This window comes from Burkholderia territorii (genome assembly GCF_902833055.1).
In the GTDB taxonomy this organism is placed as follows: domain Bacteria; phylum Pseudomonadota; class Gammaproteobacteria; order Burkholderiales; family Burkholderiaceae; genus Burkholderia; species Burkholderia territorii.
The window spans coordinates 520,545-541,359 of sequence record NZ_CADFEJ010000003.1; the positions used below are offsets into that span (position 1 = coordinate 520,545).

16 protein-coding genes are annotated in these 20,815 nt (G+C 68.3%); 9 read left to right on the forward strand and 7 right to left on the reverse strand.

The window, feature by feature from the left end; genetic code table 11:
- Positions 1 to 149: 149 nt before the first annotated feature.
- From HW466_RS09640 to HW466_RS09655, 4 genes are all read left to right on the forward strand, one after another.
- Positions 150 to 1,259 (forward strand): efflux RND transporter periplasmic adaptor subunit, encoded by a 1,110-nt coding sequence (locus tag HW466_RS09640; RefSeq protein ID WP_174905805.1) that lies wholly within the window; start codon positions 150 to 152, stop codon positions 1,257 to 1,259.
- A complete protein-coding gene (locus HW466_RS09645; RefSeq protein WP_151006353.1) occupies positions 1,256 to 4,402 on the forward strand; it encodes an efflux RND transporter permease subunit in 3,147 nt (1,048 codons plus the stop codon). Before HW466_RS09640 ends, HW466_RS09645 begins: the two co-directional genes overlap by 4 nt.
- Before the next feature lie 2 nt (positions 4,403 to 4,404).
- Complete coding sequence (locus tag HW466_RS09650; RefSeq protein WP_174905804.1) at positions 4,405 to 5,991, forward strand: efflux transporter outer membrane subunit; 1,587 nt, start codon at positions 4,405 to 4,407, stop codon at positions 5,989 to 5,991.
- Positions 5,992 to 6,114: 123 nt separating this feature from the next.
- The gene (locus HW466_RS09655; RefSeq protein ID WP_059502134.1) at positions 6,115 to 7,143 is read left to right on the forward strand and encodes a MerR family transcriptional regulator; all 1,029 of its coding nucleotides are present in this window, start codon (positions 6,115 to 6,117) and stop codon (positions 7,141 to 7,143) included.
- A 69-nt stretch (positions 7,144 to 7,212) separates the two neighbouring features.
- On the opposite strand, the gene HW466_RS09660 is transcribed toward HW466_RS09655, so the two are convergent.
- On the reverse strand, positions 7,213 to 8,625 hold the full coding sequence (locus HW466_RS09660; protein WP_151006305.1) for a sigma-54 interaction domain-containing protein: 1,413 nt from the start codon (positions 8,623 to 8,625) through the stop codon (positions 7,213 to 7,215).
- A gap of 249 nt (positions 8,626 to 8,874) precedes the next feature.
- Between HW466_RS09660 and HW466_RS09665 the strand changes: the two genes are divergently transcribed.
- From HW466_RS09665 to HW466_RS09680, 4 genes are all read left to right on the forward strand, one after another.
- On the forward strand, positions 8,875 to 9,759 hold the full coding sequence (locus HW466_RS09665) for an MBL fold metallo-hydrolase (protein ID WP_059451408.1): 885 nt from the start codon (positions 8,875 to 8,877) through the stop codon (positions 9,757 to 9,759).
- Between the two features lie 27 nt (positions 9,760 to 9,786).
- Positions 9,787 to 11,478: a bifunctional protein tyrosine phosphatase family protein/NAD(P)/FAD-dependent oxidoreductase gene (locus HW466_RS09670; RefSeq protein ID WP_174905803.1), complete on the forward strand. Its 1,692-nt coding sequence runs from the start codon at positions 9,787 to 9,789 to the stop codon at positions 11,476 to 11,478.
- A gap of 18 nt (positions 11,479 to 11,496) precedes the next feature.
- Positions 11,497 to 12,303 (forward strand): sulfite exporter TauE/SafE family protein, encoded by an 807-nt coding sequence (locus HW466_RS09675; protein ID WP_059502141.1) that lies wholly within the window; start codon positions 11,497 to 11,499, stop codon positions 12,301 to 12,303.
- A gap of 138 nt (positions 12,304 to 12,441) precedes the next feature.
- Complete coding sequence (locus tag HW466_RS09680; protein ID WP_174905802.1) at positions 12,442 to 14,052, forward strand: RICIN domain-containing protein; 1,611 nt, start codon at positions 12,442 to 12,444, stop codon at positions 14,050 to 14,052.
- Positions 14,053 to 14,137: 85 nt separating this feature from the next.
- On the opposite strand, the gene HW466_RS09685 is transcribed toward HW466_RS09680, so the two are convergent.
- The 4 genes from HW466_RS09685 to HW466_RS09700 form a co-directional block, all read right to left on the reverse strand.
- Complete coding sequence (locus HW466_RS09685; RefSeq protein WP_059451412.1) at positions 14,138 to 14,959, reverse strand: ABC transporter permease subunit; 822 nt, start codon at positions 14,957 to 14,959, stop codon at positions 14,138 to 14,140.
- Positions 14,956 to 15,885 carry an ABC transporter permease subunit gene (locus tag HW466_RS09690; RefSeq protein ID WP_059451413.1) on the reverse strand — a complete coding sequence of 310 codons (930 nt, stop codon included), beginning with the start codon at positions 15,883 to 15,885 and terminating at the stop codon, positions 14,956 to 14,958. The genes HW466_RS09685 and HW466_RS09690 overlap by 4 nt, the downstream gene beginning before the upstream one ends.
- The gene (locus HW466_RS09695) at positions 15,882 to 17,042 is read right to left on the reverse strand and encodes an ABC transporter ATP-binding protein (protein WP_059451414.1); all 1,161 of its coding nucleotides are present in this window, start codon (positions 17,040 to 17,042) and stop codon (positions 15,882 to 15,884) included. Before HW466_RS09695 ends, HW466_RS09690 begins: the two co-directional genes overlap by 4 nt.
- An 86-nt stretch (positions 17,043 to 17,128) precedes the next feature.
- Complete coding sequence (locus HW466_RS09700) at positions 17,129 to 18,223, reverse strand: polyamine ABC transporter substrate-binding protein (protein WP_059544735.1); 1,095 nt, start codon at positions 18,221 to 18,223, stop codon at positions 17,129 to 17,131.
- Positions 18,224 to 18,584: 361 nt separating this feature from the next.
- Between HW466_RS09700 and HW466_RS09705 the strand changes: the two genes are divergently transcribed.
- Complete coding sequence (locus tag HW466_RS09705) at positions 18,585 to 18,788, forward strand: DUF1289 domain-containing protein (protein ID WP_027784516.1); 204 nt, start codon at positions 18,585 to 18,587, stop codon at positions 18,786 to 18,788.
- Between the two features lie 75 nt (positions 18,789 to 18,863).
- Here HW466_RS09705 and HW466_RS09710 read toward each other — a convergent pair whose 3' ends face one another.
- Together HW466_RS09710 and HW466_RS09715 are read right to left on the reverse strand one after the other, a co-directional pair.
- Positions 18,864 to 19,505, reverse strand: a complete 642-nt coding sequence (locus HW466_RS09710) for an OmpW/AlkL family protein (protein WP_059451416.1) — start codon at positions 19,503 to 19,505, stop codon at positions 18,864 to 18,866.
- A 65-nt stretch (positions 19,506 to 19,570) separates the two neighbouring features.
- Positions 19,571 to 20,761, reverse strand: coding sequence for an NAD(P)H-dependent flavin oxidoreductase (locus HW466_RS09715; RefSeq protein ID WP_059451607.1), 1,191 nt, complete (start codon positions 20,759 to 20,761; stop codon positions 19,571 to 19,573).
- Positions 20,762 to 20,815 lie beyond the last annotated feature (54 nt).

Genomic DNA, 20,815 nt, shown 5'->3' on the forward strand with positions numbered 1-20,815 from the left:
CGGATACAGGTGTGTATTAGAATCCGCCACAGTTTCCGAACGACGGTCCCGTTCGGCTGTATTCGTGTGCGCCGGGCCGGCGCCACTCGGGGCAAGCGCCCGCCGCGCTTGCCGGCTTCGTTCCGCTCTCACCTCATCTTGGGGGTTTCGTGAATCGCTCCGGTTCCCGCGCCGTGCTGCTGGTCGGCACCGCGCTCGTCCTCTCCGCCTGTCACCCGAAGGAAGCCGCGTCGCCCGCACCGCGCCCGGTCGTCGCGCTGCCCGCGCACGCCGACGGCGCGCCGGCCGTCGCCACGCTGCCCGGCGAGGTCCAGCCGCGCTACGCGACACCGCTGTCGTTCCGCATCGCGGGCAAGATCGTCGAGCGCAAGGTGCGGCTCGGCGACACGGTCAAGGCCGGCCAGATCGTCGCGCTGCTCGATCCGTCCGACGTCGAGAAGAACGTCGCGAGCGCGCAGGCGCAACTCGATGCGGCGTCGCACAGCCTCGCGTTCGCGAAGCAGCAACTCGACCGCGATCGCGCGCAGGCGCGCGAGAACCTGATCGCGACCGCGCAACTCGAACAGACCGAGAACAGCTACACGTCCGCGCTCGCGCAGCGCGACCAGGCGCAGCAGCAGCTCGCGCTCGCGAAGAACCAGCTCCACTATGCGACGCTCGTCGCCGATCACGCGGGCACCATCACCGCCGAACAGGCCGACACCGGCCAGAACGTCTCGGCCGGTCAGGCCGTCTACCAGCTTGCGTGGTCGGGCGACGTCGATGTCGTCAGCGACGTGCCCGAGGCCGCGCTCGCATCGCTCGCGCCCGGTCACGCGGCACGCGTCACGCTGCCGTCGCTGCCGGGCCGCCAGTTCGATGCGAAGGTCCGCGAAATCGCGCCGGCCGCCGATCCGCAAAGCCGCACCTGGCGCGTGAAGCTCACGCTCGCCGCGCCCGATCCGGCCGTGCGCCTCGGGATGACCGCGAACGTCGCGTTCGACGGTGCGCCGGTCGACGGCAACGCGCCGAGCGTCACGCTGCCCGCGACCGCGCTGTTCCACGACGGCCCGCATCCGGCCGTGTGGGTCGTGCGCGCGAAGGACGACACGCTCGAGCTGCGTCGCGTCGACGTCGCGCGCTTCAACGAACGCACCGTCACCGTGTCGCGCGGGTTGCAGCCCGGCGAGCGCGTCGTGCTGCAAGGCGTGCACACGGTGAGCGCCGGCGAGAACGTGCGGCCGATCGCACCGCTGCACCCTGAGGACTTCGCGTCATGAGCGGCCCCCGCGAAGAAGGCCGGTTCAACCTGTCGGCATGGGCGCTGCGCCACCAGGCGCTGGTCGTCTACCTGATCGCGCTCGCGACGCTCGCGGGCATCCTCGCGTACACGCGGCTCGCGCAATCCGAAGACCCGCCGTTCACGTTCCGCGTGATGGTGATCCGCACGTTCTGGCCTGGCGCGAGTGCGCGGCAAGTGCAGGAGCAGGTGACCGACCGGATCGGCCGCAAGCTGCAGGAAACGCCGGCCATCGACTTCCTGCGCAGCTATTCGCGGCCCGGCGAATCGCTGATCTTCTTCACGATGAAGGATTCGGCGCCCGTGAAGGACGTGCCCGAGACGTGGTACCAGATCCGCAAGAAGGTCGGCGACATCGGCTACACGCTGCCGCCCGGCGTGCAGGGCCCGTTCTTCAACGACGAGTTCGGCGACGTCTACACCAACATCTGGACGCTCGAAGGCGACGGCTTCTCGCCCGCGCAACTGCACGACTACGCGGACCAGCTGCGTACCGTGCTGCTGCGCGTGCCGGGCGTCGGGAAAGTCGACTACTTCGGCGACCCGGACCAGCGGATCTTCATCGAGGCCGACAACACGAAGCTCACGCGCCTGGGCATCTCGCCGCAGCAGCTCGCGCAGGCGATCAACGCGCAGAACGACATCGCGTCGGCCGGCGTGCTCACGACCGCCGACGACCGCGTGTTCGTGCGGCCGAGCGGCCAGTTCGACAACGTCGCCGCGATCGCCGACACGCTGATCCGCATCAACGGCCGCACGTTCCGGCTCGGCGATCTCGCGACCGTGACGCGCGGCTACGACGATCCGCCCGTCACGCAGATGCGCGCGAACGGCCACGCGGTGCTCGGCATCGGCGTGACGATGCAACCGGGCGGCGACGTGATCCGGCTCGGCAAGGCGCTCGACGCCGAATCGAAGAACCTGCAGGCGCAGTTGCCGGCCGGCCTGAAGCTGACGCTGGTGTCGAGCATGCCGCACGCGGTGTCGCATTCGGTCGACGACTTCCTCGAAGCGGTGGCCGAAGCGGTCGCGATCGTGCTGGTCGTGAGTCTCGTGTCGCTCGGCCTGCGCACCGGGATGGTCGTCGTGATCTCGATTCCGGTCGTGCTGGCCGTCACGGCCCTGTTCATGTACCTGTTCGACATCGGGCTGCACAAGGTATCGCTCGGCACGCTGGTGCTCGCGCTCGGGCTGCTCGTCGACGACGCGATCATCGCGGTCGAAATGATGGCCGTGAAACTCGAACAGGGCTACAGCCGCGCGCGTGCCGCCGCGTTCGCGTACACGAGCACCGCGTTCCCGATGCTGACGGGCACGCTCGTCACGGTGTCGGGCTTCCTGCCGATCGCGCTCGCGAAGTCGAGCACCGGCGAGTACACGCGCTCGATCTTCGAGGTGTCGGCGATCGCGCTGATCGCGTCGTGGTTCGCGGCCGTCGTGCTGATTCCGCTGCTCGGCTATCACCTGCTGCCCGAACGCAAGAAGCACGCGCACGAAGCTCACCTGCCGGACGATCACGAGCACGACATCTACGACACGCGCTTCTACGCGCGCCTGCGCGGCTGGATCGACTGGTGCATCGAGCGCCGCTTCGTCGTGCTGCTGATCACCGGCGCGCTTTTCGTCGTCGCGCTGATGGGCTTCTCGCTCGTGCCGCAGCAGTTCTTCCCGAGCTCCGACCGCCCCGAGTTGCTGGTCGACCTGCGACTGCCCGAAGGTGCGTCGTTCGCGGCGACGCTGCGCGAGACCGAACGCCTCGAAAAAGTGCTCGACAAGCGGCCCGAGATCGACCATTCGGTGAATTTCGTCGGCAGCGGCGCGCCGCGCTTCTACCTGCCGCTCGACCAGCAGCTGCAATTGCCCAATTTCGCGCAGTTCGTCGTCACCGCGAAATCCGTCGAGGATCGCGAGAAGCTCGCGACCTGGCTCGAGACCACGCTGCGCGACCGCTTCCCGGCCGTGCGCTGGCGCCTGTCGCGGCTCGAGAACGGGCCGCCCGTCGGCTACCCGGTGCAGTTCCGCGTGAGCGGCGACGACATCGCGACGGTCCGCGCGATCGCCGAGAAGGTCGCGGCGACGATGCGCGGCGATGCACGCACGGTGAACGTGCAGTTCGACTGGGACGAGCCGGCCGAGCGCTCGGTGCGCTTCGAGCTCGATCAGAAGAAGGCGCGCGAGCTGAACGTCACGTCGCAGGACGTGTCGAGCTTCCTCGCGATGACGCTGTCGGGCACGACCGTCACGCAGTATCGCGAACGCGACAAACTGATCGCGGTCGACCTGCGTGCGCCGCGCGCCGATCGCGTCGATCCCGCGAAGCTCGCGGGCCTGGCGATGCCGACGCCGAACGGCGCCGTGCCGCTCGGCTCGCTCGGCCGCTTCACGCCGACGCTCGAATACGGCGTGGTGTGGGAGCGCGATCGCCAGCCGACCATCACCGTGCAGTCCGACGTACGCGCCGGCGCGCAGGGCATCGACGTCACGCATGCGATCGACGGCAAGCTGAATGCGCTGCGCACGCAATTGCCGGTCGGCTACCAGATCAACATCGGCGGGTCGGTCGAGGAAAGCGCGAAGGCGCAGACGTCGATCAACGCGCAGATGCCGCTGATGGCGATCGCCGTGTTCACGTTGCTGATGATCCAGCTGCAAAGCTTCTCGCGCGTGCTGATGGTCGTGCTGACCGCGCCGCTCGGGCTGATCGGCGTGGTCGGCACGCTGCTGCTGTTCGGGCAGCCGTTCGGCTTCGTCGCGATGCTCGGCGTGATCGCGATGTTCGGGATCATCATGCGCAACTCGGTGATTCTCGTCGACCAGATCGAGCAGGACATCGCGGCCGGCCACGGCCGTTTCGACGCGATCGTCGGCGCGACCGTGCGCCGCTTCCGGCCGATCACGCTGACGGCCGCGGCCGCCGTGCTCGCGCTGATCCCGCTGTTGCGCTCGAACTTCTTCGGGCCGATGGCGACCGCGCTGATGGGCGGGATCACGAGCGCGACCGTGCTGACGCTGTTCTACCTGCCCGCGCTGTACGCCGCGTGGTTCCGCGTGAAGCGCGACGAACGCGATCCGCGCGACGGCCCGCCGCACGACGGCACGCCTGCCGCGCCGTCGGGAGCCTGATCATGGATTTGTCGATGAACCTGAAAACGAAGACCGCGCGCGCGCTCGCGGCCGCAAGCCTCGCCGCCCCGCTCGCCGGCTGCGCATGGTTCGCGCCGAGCGGCGAGCCGCCCGCGATGCCGTCGCCCGCGCATTACGGCGCCGCGCCGCAAGCGCAGCATACCGTCGCGGCGCAAGGTGTCGCGCAGCAGTTCGATGTCGGCGCACAGCCCGTGCCCGACTGGTGGACGCAGTACCGCTCCGATGCGCTGACGGCACTTGTCGACGAAGGGCTGCGCAACAGCCCGACGCTCGGCGCGGCTTCGCACTCGCTGGATGCCGCGCGCGAGCAGTTGCGCGCCCAGATCGGCAGCTCGATGCTGCCGTCGATCGACGCGGGCGCTCAGGCCGCGCGCCAGCGCGCGCTCGGCGTGCCGATTCCCGCGCTCGGCGCGCCGACGCTGCTGTACGACACGTTCGTCGGTCAACTGCAGGCGAGCTATACGATCGACCTGTTCGGTGCGTCGCGCTTCGCGAACCGCGCGCTCGCGAAACGCGTCGACGTCAGCGCGTTCCAGCTCGAATCGGCACGCCGCGCGCTCGCCGCGAACATCGTCACCGCATCGATCACGGTGGCGGTGCTCAACGCGCAGATTGCGACGACCGAGCGGCTCGTCGCGCTCGCGAACGACCAGGCGCACGACGCGCAACGCCGCTTTGCGCTCGGCTCGGCATCGCGCAGCGACGCGCTGAGCGCACGGCAAAGCGCGGACACCTTCGCCGCGAGCCTGCCCGCGCTGCGCCAGCAGCGCGATTCCGCGCGCCACGCGCTGGCCGTGCTGGTCGGCCGCACGCCCGACCAACCGCCCGCCGACCTCGCGCTCGCCGACCTGCACCTGCCCGCGCAGGTGCCCGTGGTCGTGCCGTCGGACCTGCTGCAAAGCCGCCCCGACATCCAGGCCGCCGACGCAGGGCTGAAGGCGGCCGCTGCCGAAGTCGGCGTCGCGACCGCGCAGCTGTTCCCGCAGCTGTCGCTGTCGGCGGCCATGGGCAAAGGCGGCTTCAGCTGGCCGACGATGCTGTCGGGCGCCGGTGCGATCTGGAATGTCGGCGCGTCGCTGAGCCAGCCGCTGTTCCACGGCGGCGCGCTGCTCGCGCAGCGCCGTGCGGCGAAGGCGAGCTACGAAGCCGCGGTCGACCAGTACAAGCAGACCGTGCTGGGCGCGTTCCAGAACGTCGCCGATTCGCTCGCCGCGCTCGAGCACGACGCCGAGGCGCTCGATGCGTCGTCGCGTGCCGCGCTGTCCGCGCGCGGCGCGTACGACGACGCCGCCGCGCGCGTGCGGCTCGGCGCGTTGCCGCCATCGGCCGCGCGCGCGAGCGAGCTGCAGTACCGCAACGCGCGGCTCGACGAGATTCGCGCGACCGGCGCGCGGCTGGCGGATACCGCACGGCTTTATCAGGCGATGGGCACGCCGCCGCCGGCGCCGGCCGGCAACGCTGCGACGCCCGCGAATGCCGACACGGCGGCCCACACCGGCAGCGCGGATCAACGCGCCGCCACGCAGGCACGCGCGGCCACGTCCGACGCGACGCCGTCATCGCAATGACTCGCCCGGACACCGGGCGCACGGCGCGCGGAATCGCCCCGCGCGCCGATCCGCAATCTTCCGCTTGACCCTCACGTAGCGTAACGTTCGAGACTCCAGTGTGCGCACCGAACGGAGGACATCATGCGGCTGAAAGTGGGAGAACTGGCGAAACGCAGCGGCCTGACCGTCCGCACGCTTCATCACTATCACGCGATCGGCCTCCTGACGCCTTCGGCGCGTGCCGACAACGGCTACCGGCTGTACGACCGCGACGACGTCGCCCGGCTCCACCAGATCCAGGCCCTGCGTCGCTTCGGACTGTCGCTCGCCGAAATCGGCGACTACCTGAACCAGCCCGGCACCCCGCTCGTCGAGCTCGTCGCGAAGCAGATCGCGTCGCTCGACCACCAGCTCGCGCAGGCCGCGCAGCTGCGCGAGCGGCTCGTGCATCTGCACGCGCAACTCGCCGCGGGCACCGAGCCGGAGCTGGCCGATTGGCTCACCACACTGGAGTTGATGACCGTGTACGACAAATATTTTTCCGAGGAAGAACTCGCGCGCCTGCCGATGTACCGCAAGAGCCAGACGGGCGACGCAGAATGGATCGCGCTCGTCGCTGACGTGCGTGCGCTGCACGACGCGGGCGTGCCGCCCGAGGACGAGCGCGCGCGTGCGCTTGCCGGCCGCTGGATGGCGCTGCTGGTGCGCGACACCAACAACGATCCGCGGATGCTCGCGAAGCTGAACCTGATGCACGAGCGCGAGCCCGCGATGCAATCGAAGCTCGGCATCTCGACCGCGCTGCGCGACTATGTGCTGCGCGCGTCCGCCGAAACGAAGATGCGGATCTTCGAGAAGTATCTGGCGCCGGACGAGATCCGCTTCATGCGGGCACACTACGGCGAACGCGCGATGGAATGGCCGCAACTGATGGCCGACGTGCGCGACGCGATCGACGCGGGCGCGACGCCCGATTCACCGGAAGGCCGCGCGCTCGCGCAACGCTGGCTCGACCTGTTTCGCAGCTATGCGGGCAACGATCCGGCCACGCACGCGAAATTCCGGCATGCGATGATGACCGAGCCGGCGTTGACCAAGGATTCGTGGGTCGACGACACGCTGATCGGTTTCATCCGCGACGCGATGGCGCAGTCGGCGCCGGCGCGTTGATGGCGTAGCCGACGCGGGCAGCGCATGGCGGTTTCACGCGCTGCCCGCGCGGGCCGGCGCGGCCGGCGCTCACCGGTCGCGCACTCCAAGCCCGAGCGCCTTCATCCGCCGGTACAGCGTGCGCTCGCTCATTCCGACATGCTCGGCCAACGCCTTGCGCGTGCCGGCGAACGTGCTCGCGATCCGCACGAGCTCCGCGTCCGATAGGCCGCGCGCATCCATCGCGCGCGGCGGCGGCGCAGCCGACGCCGCGACCAGCTCGGCCGGCAGATGTTCGACGCGGATCGTTCCGTCGTCCGCGAACAGGCACGCACGTTCGAGCACGTTGCGCAGCTCGCGGATATTGCCCGGCCATGCATACGCGTCGAGGCACGCACGCGCCTGCTCGGTCAGCACGAATGGCCGGGCCGCGAATGGCCGGGCCGCGAATGGTCGACCGCTCGCGTCCGCCGCGCCGGCACGCGCGTTCGCGATGCGCCGCAGGATCGATTCGGCCAGCAGCGCGACGTCTCCGCGCCGCTCGCGCAGCGGCGGCAGCGGAATCGGAAACGCGTTGATCCGGTAGTACAGATCCTGCCGGAACCGGCCGTCGTCGATCATCTCGCGCAGCGGCTTGTGCGTCGCCGCGACGAGCCGGAAATCCGCGCGCAGCGCCTCGACGCCGCCGACGCGCCGGAACGTCCCCGACTCGATCAGCCGCAGCAGCTTCACCTGCATCGGCAGCGGCACGTCGCCGATCTCGTCGAGAAACAGCGTGCCGCCCTGCGCGGTTTCGACGAGGCCCGGCTTGCGCTGGTTCGCGCCGGTAAACGCGCCCTTCTCGTAGCCGAACAGTTCGCTCTCGAACAGCGTCTCGGCAATGCCCGAGCAGTCGACGACCACGAACGGCCCCAGCGCACGCTCGCTCGCCTCGTGCAGCGCCCGCGCGAACAGTTCCTTGCCGGTACCCGATTCGCCGAGCAGCAGCACGGGCAGCATTGACGGCGCGACGCGCTGCAGCGCGCCGAGTGCCGCATTGAACGCATCGGCGCCGCCGACGAGCCCTTCCGCGCTCGGCTGCGCGGACGCGCTGCGCACGGTCGTCAGCCGCTCGACGTATGCGATCACGTCGCCGCGCGCATCGAAGATGGGCCGCAACTCCACGTCGACGTGCTCGGGGCCGCGCGGCGTATGGTGAATGTGCAGCACGCGGTTCAGGCTGCGCGACTCGAGCGCCTGCTTCATCGGGCAATGCTCGCCCGCCTGATCGCACGGCACGTCGTAGTGATGCGAGACCTGGAAGCAGCGCCGGCCGACATGCTCGACGCCCGCCACGCCGAACTGGCGCCGGTACGCATCGTTCGCCGCGAGGATGCGGTAGTCGGGATCGACGACGATCATCGGCTGCGGGTCGTGCTCCAGATACGCGACGAGCGCGCGCACGTCGGGCATCACGTCGCGCGGCGGCGCAGGAACGATCGGAATGGTGGCATGCGGATTCATGAGGAGGCTCGGGAGCGGATGGGCAGCCGGACTGCCAGAATGACTGCCAATTCTGCCACATCACTGCCAGATGTGGCAGTCGACATCGGTGACGCGCTGCCTGCGATGTGCGCCGCATCCGCAGCACGCGCCTGAAATCCGAACCGAATCAAACACCTGCGAGATCGCCCGGCATCGCGTTGGCGCCTGGCATGCTTCTTGATCATGGAATTCCCGATTGCAGATGCAGAACCCGATCGAGGACATCCCGTGAGCCCAACCCCCAAGCTGTCGGTCGAAGGCTTTTTCGACCCGGCCACCCACACCGTCAGCTATCTGCTGCTCGATACCGCGAGCCGCGCGTGCGCGTTGATCGACAGCGTGCTCGACTACGACCCGAAATCGGGCCGCACGCGCACCGCGAGCGCCGACCGGCTGATCGCACGCGTCGCCGAACTCGGCGCGACCGTGCACTGGCTGCTGGAGACGCACGTGCACGCCGACCACCTGTCGGCCGCGCCGTATCTGAAGGCGCATGTCGGCGGGCAGATCGCGATCGGCTCGCACGTGCGCCGCGTGCAGCATGTGTTCGGCACGCTGTTCAACGCGGGCCCGGGCTTCGCGCAAGACGGCAGCCAGTTCGACCGCCTGCTCGACGACGGCGACACGCTGGCGCTCGGCGCGCTGACGATCCGCGCGCTGCACACGCCGGGCCACACGCCCGCGTGCCTGACCTATTGCGTCGACGACGCGACGCAGCGCGCGGCATTCGTCGGCGACACGCTGTTCATGCCCGACTACGGCACCGCCCGCTGCGACTTCCCGGGCGGCGACGCGCGCACGTTGTACCGCTCGATCGCGCGCGTGCTCGCCCTGCCGCCCGACACGCGGCTCTACCTGTGCCACGACTACCAGCCGGGCGGCCGCGACGTGCAGTTCGTGACGACGGTGGCCGAGCAACGTCGCGCGAACGTGCACGTGAAGGACGGCGTGACCGAGGACGACTTCGTCGCCATGCGCACCGCGCGCGATGCGACGCTCGACATGCCGGTGCTGATGCTGCCGTCCGTGCAGGTGAACATGCGTGCCGGGCACCTGCCCGAGCCCGAAAACAATGGCGTGCGTTACCTGAAGATCCCGCTCGACGCGATCTGACACGCCACCCCGACCGGAGACCCCGACATGACCATCCGCCCGCTGACCGACCTGCTGTCGGTCTCGCCCCAGATCGCCGCGACCGACCTGCCCGCGCTTCACGCGGCCGGCATCCGCACGATCGTCTGCAATCGTCCGGACGGCGAAGGCGCCGACCAGCCGAACGTCGCCGAGATCCGCGCCGCCGCCGCACCGCTCGGCATCGCCGTCCATTACCTGCCCGTCGATACCGGCAAGGTCACCGACGAGCAGGCCCGGCAATTCGACGCGCTCGTCGCGTCGCTCGCCGGCCCGGTGCTCGCATACTGCCGCAGCGGCACGCGTTCGGCGACGCTGTGGGCGCTGTCGCAGGCCGGCAGGCGTCCGGTCGGCGACATCGTCGCGATCGCCGCCGCGGCCGGCTACGACCTCGGCGCGCTCGCGCCGCGTCTGACACGCGGTTCGACGCAAGATGTCGCGCATCACGGGCGCCACGCCACGCCCGCCGTCGACGCACGGCACGACATCGTGATCGTCGGCGCGGGCGCGGCCGGCGTCGCGGTCGCGTCGAGCCTGCTGGCGCGCGACGCATCGCTCGATATCGCGGTGATCGACCCGGCCGATACGCACTACTACCAGCCCGGCTGGACGATGGTCGGCGCGGGCGTGTTCCGGCCCGACACGACCGCGCGCCGGATCGCCGACCTGCTGCCGCGTGGCGTGAAATGGATCCAGGCCGCCGTCGCCGGTTTCGAGCCCGACGCGCATGCGGTCGTCCTCGACGGCTGCCGGCGCATCGGCTACCGGAAGCTGGTCGTGTGCCCGGGGCTGAAGCTCGACTGGCACGCGATCGATGGTCTCGCGCAAACGCTTGGCCGCAACGGCGTCACGTCGAACTATCGCTACGATCTCGCCCCGTACACGTGGGAACTGGTGCAGGCGTTCCGCGGCGGCAACGCGCTGTTCACGCAGCCGCCGATGCCGATCAAGTGCGCGGGCGCGCCGCAGAAGGCGATGTACCTGTCGTGCGATCACTGGCGGCGCACGGGCCGTCTCGGTGCCGCCAACGTCGAGTTCCTGAATGCGGGCGCCGCGCTGTTCGGGGTCGCCGACTACGTGCCCGCGCTGATGGAATACGTGAAGAGCTACGACATCGCGCTGTCGTTCGGCCACAACCTCGTCGCGATCGACGGGCCCGCGCGGCGTGCGACGTTCCGGCGCGCGTTGCCCGACGGCGGCACGGAAACCGTCGAACGAACCTTCGACATGATTCACGTCGTGCCGCCGCAGAAGGCGCCCGATTTCGTGCGCGCGAGCCCGCTCGCCGATGCAGCCGGCTGGATCGACGTCGACCCGGCGACGCTGCGGCACAAGCAGTTCGCGGACATCTTCGCGCTCGGCGACGTCACCAACACGACCAACGCGAAGACCGCCGCGGCCGCGCGCAAGCAGGCGCCGGTCGTCGCGCACAATGTGCTCGCGTCGCTCGGCCGCGTGCGCGGTGACGCTACGTACGACGGCTACGGGTCGTGCCCGCTCACCGTCGAGCGCGGCAAGATCGTGCTCGCCGAATTCCTGTACGGCGGCAAGGTCGCGCCGACCTTCCCCGCGTGGCTGATCGACGGCAGGCGTCCGTCCCGGCTCGCGTGGCTGCTCAAGGAGCGCCTGCTGCCACCGCTCTACTGGAAGGCGATGCTCAAGGGCCGCGAATGGCTCGCGAAGCCCGCGATCGCCCGTTGACCGGAGCTCGATGACACCATGCTGATTTCCCTCGTACTCGGCAGCCTCGTCGGCGCCGTGCTCGGCCTCACCGGCGCGGGTGGCGGCATTCTCGCGGTGCCCGCGCTCGTCGTCGGGATGGGCTGGCCGATGCAGCAGGCCACGCCCGTCGCGCTCGTCGCGGTCGCGGGCAGCGCCGCGCTCGGCGCGCTGGAAGGGTTTCGCCGCGGGCTCGTGCGCTATCGGGCGGCGCTGCTGATGGCCGTGGCCGGGGTGCCGCTCACGACGCTCGGCGTGAAACTCGCGCACGTGCTGCCGCAACGCGTGCTGCTGGCGCTGTTCGCGCTGACGATGCTGGTCGTCGCGGGCCGCCTGCTGCGGCAGGCACTGCGCCGCGCGCCCGGCGACGCGGACGAGTCGCGGTTGTGCGTCGGCCGCGTGAATCCCGATACCGGCCGGCTCGTGTGGTCCTGGCCGGTCGGGCTCGCGCTCGCGTCGACCGGTGCGGTGACGGGGTTGATGACGGGCTTGCTCGGTGTCGGCGGCGGCTTCGTGATCGTGCCGATGCTGCGCAAGTTCACGAACGTGTCGATGCACGGCGTGGTCGCGACGTCGCTGATGGTGATCGCGCTGGTCGGCACCGGCGGCGTGCTCGCGACGCTCGTGTCGGGCACGCGCGCGCCGCTCGACATGATGCTGTGGTTCACCGTCGCGACCGCCGTCGGGATGGCGATCGGCCGCAACGCGTCGCGGCACCTGTCCGCGCGCCACGTGCAGGCAGGTTTCGCGGCCGTGCTCGTCTGCGTCGCGCTCGGTCTGCTCGCGAAGGCCGCGTTCGGCGCATGAACCTGGGCGCGGCAATCGCCTCCGCGTCCGGCGCCGGAGCCGCCCCCGCCGTCGCAAAACCGCCGCGATCCGCATGCTAGACTCCCCGCGCGCTGCTGCCCGGCGCGTCGACATCAACAAGAACAATGGAGTCCGGTCATGCACATCGGTAAACGAGGAAGCGCGGCACTTGCCGCGCTGCTGTTGACGCCACTCACCGCGCTAGCCGCATCCGCCTATACGGCGACGCTGACGCTCGCCAGTCTCTCCCCGTCGGTCGGCGGAACCGACAAGGCAACGCTCAAGCTCGCCAACACCGGCACAGCGCCCGCTGCCGCCGGGCTCTTCATCGGCATGCCATCCGGTTTCAGCGCGAGCAGCCTCACCAGCACGTGCGGCGGCACGCTCACCGACGACGGCAAGTCGCGCATCGCGTTGTCGAGCATGACGGTGCCGGCGGGCGGCACGTGCACGCTCGGCTTCACGCTGGGTGTGCCGCCGGTCGCGGCGTTGCCGCCGGCAGGCGCGCGCAGCTTCACGATCACGGCCGATACGGCCGCAGGGCTCGCGACGCTGACGGCCGCCAGCGCGCCGACGCTGTCCGGCTTCCTCGGCTCGACGCCGGGGCTTTACAGCGACACGTGGTTCCCGTCGACGGTACGCAGCGTCGGCACGCTCGACCTGTTCATCACGCCGGCAACGGACCCGGGCCCGAACTCGAACGTCTTCTGGTCGAACCAGATCGGTTCGCTCAACGGCTACACCGGCCTGCAGTCGACCGAGCTGGTGTCGGCCAGCGAAGGCGTCGGCAAGCAGTTCCTGTTCAGCCTGTGGGGCGCGACCGCCGCCAAACCCGGCACGCCCGCGAGCGCGGGCATCGGCGCGGGCAGCTATTGCACGGTCAGCGGCTCGGCAACCGACGGCAGCGCCGGCGCGCAATGCCGTTATCGCTACGAGTGGCACGCGGGCCACACGTACCGGTTCCGCATCACGCCGGACACGAGCCAGGGCCCCGGCTGGTTCAAGAGCAACGTGACGGACGTGACGAACGGTACAACCGGCGACAGCTTCGATATCGGCAGCATCTACGTCGGCACCACGCAGACGCAGGTGCCCGTCGGCTGGATCAGCCAGTGGGTCGAATATTTCGACTGGAACTCGAGCCGCACGAGCTGCGCGTCGATCGCGCATACGGACGCGCAGTTCAGCATTCGCGCGTATGACGCGATCGGCAACGCGGTGCCGGTCCCGGCACCCTCGGTCACGGTCAACAAGTCGTGTCCGGCGAGCTATGCAAACGCGTCGCAAGCGAACGGCGTCGCCACGCTCATCGGCGGGCCGCAGCAATCGGCCGCCGGCCTCGTGAAAAGCGGCGGCGCGTGCCTGACGGCGTCGGGCGGCCTGGCCGACGGCAGCGTCGCAACGCTCGGCACGTGCCCGACGCTCGCATCGGTGCGCGCATCCGGCGGCACGCACTTCAATCCGCAACTGTGGGTCGTCGCGGGCGACGGCACGCTGCAGACCAAGTACAGCTACTGCCTCACCGCGCAGGCGCCCGGCTCGGCCAACGGCGCGCTGCTGCGCACCTGCGTGCCCGGTACGGCGAGCCCGCAGTGGCAGGTCAAGGCCGGCACGCTGCCGGGCACCGCGCAACTCGTGTCGCAGGCCACCGGCCGCTGCCTCGCGCCGGCCGGCAGCGCGCTGACGCTGCAGGCATGCTCGGCGGCCACGGCCGTGTGGAGGACGCCCGGCAAGAGCTTCACGTACTGAGCGCCTCGGCGCGGTACATAAGGAAAACGCCCGGGCCGACTCGACGTCGGCACCGGGCGTTTTCTTATGGCGACAGCCGCGCGCGTTACGTCGCGAACGACATCGTCCGCTTGCGTTCCTGGCGCAGCATCACGAAGTTCGCGATCACCACGCCGGCCGTCACCGCGACGATGAACAGCGTTGCGAGCGCGTTCATTTCCGGGTTCAGGCCGAGGCGTACGCGCGAGAACACGACGAGCGGCAGCGTCGTCGAGCCGGGGCCCGACAGGAACGCCGACAGCACGAGGTCGTCGATCGACAGCGTAAACGACAGCAGCCAGCCCGCGATCAACGCCTGCGAAATCAGCGGCAGCGTAATCGTGAAGAACACCTTCAGCGGCGTCGCACCGAGATCGAGCGCGGCCTCCTCGAGCGACGGGTTCAGTTCGCGCACGCGCGACTGCACGATGATCGCGACGTACGAGATGCACAGCATCACGTGGCCCAGCCAGATCGTGAACACGCCGCGCTCGGCCGGCCAGCCGATCCACTTCGCCAGTTCGATGAACAGCAGCAGCAACGAGATGCCCTGGATCACCTCGGGGATCACCAGCGGTGCGTTGATCATCCCGCTGAACAGCGCGAAGCCGCGAAAGCGGCCCATCCGCGCGAGCACGAAGCCGGCCCACGTGCCGATGAACACCGACGCGAACGCGGTCAGCACGCCGATCCTCAGCGACAGCCATGCGGCCGTCAACAGTTCGTCGTCCTCCACGAGTGCCGAATACCAGCGGAACGAGAAGCCCGACCACACGGTGACGAGCTTCGACTCGTTGAACGAATAGACGATCAGGCTGATGATCGGGATGTACAGGAACGCGAAGCCGGCGAACAGCGCCGCGAACTGCAGGTAACGATTCGGCTTCATCGACGGCGGCCCTCCTGCTCCTTCGCCTGGAAGTGCTGGAACATCGCCATCGGCACGAGCAGCAGCAGCACCATCGCGCAGGTCACGGCCGACGCCATCGGCCAGTCTGCGTTGTTGAAGAATTCATTCCACATCACGCGGCCGATCATCAGCGTGTTCGCGCCGCCGAGCAGTTCCGGGATCACGTACTCGCCGACCGCCGGGATGAACACTAGCAGGCAGCCCGCGATGATCCCGTTCTTCGACAGCGGCAGCGTGATCTGCACGAACGCCTTCCACGGTTTCGCGCCGAGGTCGTACGCGGCTTCGAGCAGACGCAGGTCCATTTTCACGAGATGCGCGTACAGCGGCATCACGAGGAACGGCAGGTACGAATACACCATCCCGATGTACACCGCGTAGTTGGTGCGATACAGCTCGATCGGCGTGTGCGTCAGGCCGATCCACATCAGGAAGTTGTTCAGGAGACCGTTGTTCTTCAGGATCCCGATCCACGCGTACACGCGGATCAGGAACGACGTCCAGAACGGCAGCATCACGCCCATCATCAGCAGGTTGCGCGTCGCGGGGTTCGAACGTGCGATGTAGTACGCCATCGGATAGCCGATCAGCAGGCACAGCAGCGTCGTGATCGCCGCGACCACCACCGAATTCACGTAGGTCGCGAAATACAGGCTGTCCGACAGCAGGAATGCGTAGTGCGACAGGTTCAGCGCGATGTGCACGACGCCGTCCGCGTACGACGCGAGTTCCGTATACGGCGGAATGCCGAGCTGCAGCTCCGCGAAACTGATCTTCACGACCAGCACGAACGGCACGAGGAAGAACAGCACGAGCCACGTATACGGCCCCGCGACGACCGCCGAGCCGCCGGTCAGGTTGAAGCGCCGCACCGGCCATGCGAGCAGGGACTTGAGCGCGTTCATGACGTCAGCACCACGCCTGCGGTCGCGCTCCAGCGCACGTAGATCTCGTCGCCGAGCGCCGGCGTGTCGAGCTCGGTGATCGCGAGGCTCGACACGTTCGCGATCACCGTCTTGCCCGCGTCGAGCTTCACGTGATACAGCGAATAGCCGCCCATGTACGCGACGTTGGTGATCTTGCCGCGCGCCCAGTTGAACGCGCCTTCGGGCGGCTTGCGCGTGAGCGCGATCCGCTCGGGGCGCACCGACACCGTGACCGGCATCCCCAGCGGGCCCGTAATGCCGTGACTCACGTACAGCCGGCTCGGCAGCTCCGGCGATTCGATGTAGACATGGTCGGGTTCGTCCTCGACCGTGACGCCGTCGAACAGGTTCGTCGAGCCGATGAATTCGGCCGAGAAGCGGCTGTTCGGATATTCGTAGACTTCGTTCGGCGTGCCGATCTGCACGATCTGGCCTTCGCTCATCACGGCGAGCCGGTTCGCCATCGTCATCGCCTCTTCCTGGTCGTGCGTGACCATGATGCAGGTGACGCCGACCTTCTTCAGGATGTTGACGAGCTCGATCTGCGTGCGCTGGCGGATCTGCTTGTCGAGCGCCGACATCGGCTCGTCGAGCAGCAGCACCTTCGGGCGCTTGACGAGCGAGCGCGCGAGCGCGACGCGCTGCTGCTGGCCGCCCGACAGCTGGTGGGGCTTGCGCTTCGCGTACTTGCTCATCTGCACGAGTTCGAGCGCAGCCGCCACGCGCTCCTTCAGCTCGGCCTTCGGCGTGCCTTCCTGCTTGAGGCCGTATGCGACGTTCGATTCCACCGACATGTGCGGGAACAACGCATAAGACTGGAACATCATGTTTACGGGCCGCTTGTACGGCGGCATCTGCGCGAGGTCCTCGCCATCGATCAGGATCTTGCCCGACGTGACCGTCTCGAGGCCGGCAAGCATCCGCAGCAATGTCGACTTGCCGGAACCCGAGCTGCCGAGCAGCGCGAACAGCTCGCCCTGCCGAACCGTCAGGTTCACGTTGCGCACCACTTCGGTCTCGCCGAATTTCTTGACGACGTCGACGATCTGGACAAAGTTCTCGGCGCGCGCATCGGCGCCGGACGAAGGAACGAAGGACGGCGCGCCCGCAACCGGCACGCCCGACTGGCTATTCATGATGTGCTGCTTCTCTCCTGCGTTTGACGAACAAAGCCCCCGGGGGCACCAGGGGCTTCATGACTGCTGGCTCACTCCGGCTCGCGTCAGCGGCCCGACTTCAACTCGGTCCACAGACGCGTCTGCAGGCGCTGGATTTCAGGCGGCAGCGGCTTGAGCAGGAACAGCGTCTTCACGACGTCGGCCGGCGGGTAGACGGCCGGGTCGTTGGCGACGTCCGGGCGCACGTACTTGCGGGCTTCGGCGTTCGCGCTCGGGTAGTACACGGCGTTCGTGATCGCCGCGTGCACCTTCGGATCCTCGATGTAGTTGATCCACTGCAGCGCCGCTTCCTTGTTCTTCGCGTCCTTCGGGATCGCCATCACGTCGAACCACACCGGCGCGCCGCCCTTCGGAATGTAGTACTCGACCTTGTACGGCTTCTTCGCCTCGATCGCGCGATGCTTCGCGATCACGACGTCGCCCGACCAGCCGAACGCGAAGCAGATGTCGCCGCCGACCAGGTCGTTGATGTAGCCCGACGAGTTGAACTGGGTGATGTACGGGCGGATCTTCTTGAGCACGTCCATCGCGGCCTTGTAGTCGGCCGGGTTCGTGCTCATCGGATCCTTGCCGATGTAGTGCAGCGCCGCCGCGAACATCTGGTCCGGCGCGTCGAGCACCGATACGCCGCAGGTCTTCAGCTTCGAGATGTTTTCCGGCTTGAACAGGATGTCCCAGTTGTCGAGCGGGACCTTGCCGAGCGCTTGTTGCGCCTTCGTCAGGTTGTATGCGAGACCGGTCGTGCCGTATGCCCAGGGCACCGCGTACTTGTTGCCCGGGTCCGCGCCGGCGACGAGCGCCATCAGTTGCGGATCGAGGTACTTGAGGTTCGGCAGCTTCGACTTGTCGAGCGGCGTGAAGATGCCCGCCGCGATCTGCTTGCCCGCGTAGTTGCTGGTCGGCACGACGATGTCGTAGCCCGAGCTGCCCGTGAGCAGCTTCGCCTGCAGCGTGTCGTCGCTGTCGTAGTTGTCGTAGCGAACCTTGACGCCCGTCTGCTTCTCGAAGTTCGGGATCGTGTCCTTCGCAATGTAGTCGGACCAGTTATAGACATTGAGCTGCGTATCCTTCGCCGCCGCCGCCGATGCACCCACACACAGCGCAAGCGCTGCGAACCGGCCCACTACCTTTGCTTTCATCCCGTTCTCCCTCCGGCCGGACGCGTCGCCCGGCTGCCGTCTGCCTCGTCATGGCGGCGCGTTCAGGCGCGCCGCCCCTCGAAAACCCCGAACGCTACCACCATTCGCGCTCCGTCACAAAAAAATCATGCCGGTGTCGCGCAAACGGAACAGATTCGCGCCGCCGGCCGCTCGCACGGCCCGCGCAGCGGGGCGCTCCGGGGGAATTCTATCGGGTAATCGGCGTCTGTCCATCGGGAAAAGAAGGCGGCCGCGAAACCGTCCGGACGGGCCGGCGCCGCACCGCCGGCATCGCGGCCGGGCCGCGTCACCCCGATGCATTAAAATGACGCCCTGACGATTCAACGCGCGAACCCTTCCGATGGCCTCCAATCTCCACGACCTGCCCGACAGCCCCTGCATCGGCGTGTGCTCGACCCTCTTCGACGAAGTCTGCAAGGGCTGCGGCCGCACGGCCGGCGAAGTGTCGAACTGGGTGTTCCTGAGCGACGACGAGAAACGCGCGGTGTGGGAACGCATCACGCGCGAAGGCACCGCGATGCGCTTTCAGTACGACAAGCTGTAAACCCGCCGGACAAAAAAAGAGCGGCATGCCGACTGCCATGCCGCCAACCCCAACTCTGTTCTTTTTCGCTCGCGTCTAGAACTTCATCCCGACGCCCACGCCAACGATCAGCGGATCGATGTGCAGCGTGCCGATGCCCTTGTCGCCGAGCGTTGCATCGGTGCTCATCCAGATCTTCTTCACGTCGACGTTCATGAACACCTTCTTCGTCAACTGCACGTCGACGCCGAACTGCAGCGCGGGACCGAAGCTGCTCTTGTTGATCGACACGCCTTCCCCGCCGACGTTGAGCCCGTTGTTGTAGAAGTACGTGTAGTTCAGGCCCGCGCCGACGTACGGCCGCACCTTGCCGGCATGATTGAAGTGGTACTGCAGCAGCAGCGTCGGCGGCAGCACGCCCACGCCGCCGAGATTGCCGAGGCTCGACGTCATCTGATGCCGCGACGTGCCGAGGATCAGTTCCACGCCGAGGTAGTCGCGGATCATGTAGGTGAAGTCGAGCTCCGGCACGATCGCGTTGTTCACGCCGGTGTTGATCGCGCCGAGCGTGTCGCTGCCGCGCTCGTTCGGCTGGATGCTGATCGCGCGCAGCCGGACCAGTACGTCACCCTGGTTGATCCCGTCGCCCGGCGACGCCGCGTGCGACAGCGACGGCATCGTGGCGAGGCTCGCCGCGACTGCGGCAGCGGTGACACATGTTCGAATCGTTTTTTGCATGATACGGACCCCTGTAGAATGTATTCCATTCTCCACGTAGGGTCTTTGGGTCGTCTTGATATCCGTCAAGCCAGCGTAAACATTGGACGGTTTGTCGCAGGCTCCGCCGCACGGCCGGTCAGCAGCAGGTCGAGCAGATCGCGCACGCTGCGGATCGCGTTGCCGAACGGCAGCGCTTCGCGGCCGCGGAAGAACAACCCGTTCGCGACATCGCCGCGCAGCGCGGCCGCGAGCCGCGTGTCGATGCAGAAATGGCCGAACTTCTCGATGCCGTCGCGCAGCCCGCAGACGCTCAGGCACTCGAGCGCGGTCGGGCAGCGCTGCTTGAACGCGCCGAGCTTGTCGCGAATGCGCGTTTCGTTGCGCAGATAGCGATCGAGCCAGGGGGTCTTCACCGCGCGCGCCGGCAGCCCCGTCACGCTCACGAATTCGACGATGTCCTCGGGCAGCGCATCGGCCAGCACGCGCTTGAAGTTCGGATGCGCATCGCCTTCCTCCGTCACCGCGAACGGCGTTCCCACCTGCACGCCGTTCGCACCGGCCGCAAGCGCCGCACGCACGGTGTCGTGGCTGTTGATCCCGCCCGCGACGATCAGCGGGATCGCATCGCGCGCGAGGCCGAGCGACGCCATTACCTGCGCGGTCTCGTCGAGCACGCGCGCGAAATCGAAGCGCGCATCGTGCATGTCGTCGATCTGCGTGACGCCGAGATGGCCGCCCGCATGCGCGGGATGCTCGATCACGATCGCATCGGGCAGCCGGCCCTTCTTCATCCACTTCTTCAGCACCAGCGCGATCCCGCGGCTGTCCGACAGGATCGGGATCAGCGCGATGTCGTGGCCGTGCGTGAGATCGGGCAGATCCAGCGGCAAGCCGGCGCCCATCACGATCGCGTCCGCGCCTTCGTCGCACGCGACGCGCACGTAGTCCGCATGCGCGCTCACCGCCTTCATCACGTTGACCGCGATCATTCCGCGCCCTTCGCTGTACGTCTTCGCGAGGCGAATCTCGCGCGCGAGCGCGTCGAGGTTCGCGGCCTCGAGCGTCGCCCGGTCGGGGTTCGCGCGACAGCGCGCGAGCAGATCCGCGTGATGGTGGCGCAGGTCGATGCTCGCGATCGTGCCGAGCGCGCCTTCGCGCGCGACGCTGCCCGCGAGGCGGTGCGCGGAGATGCCGACGCCCATGCCGCCCTGCACCACGGGCAGCAAGGTGCGGCCGCGAATCGTGAGCGGCGGGAAGGAAGTGCGTGCGGTCATCTGAACCTCGTCGAAACATCGGAAATCGGAAACGCGATGATCGACGCATCCACC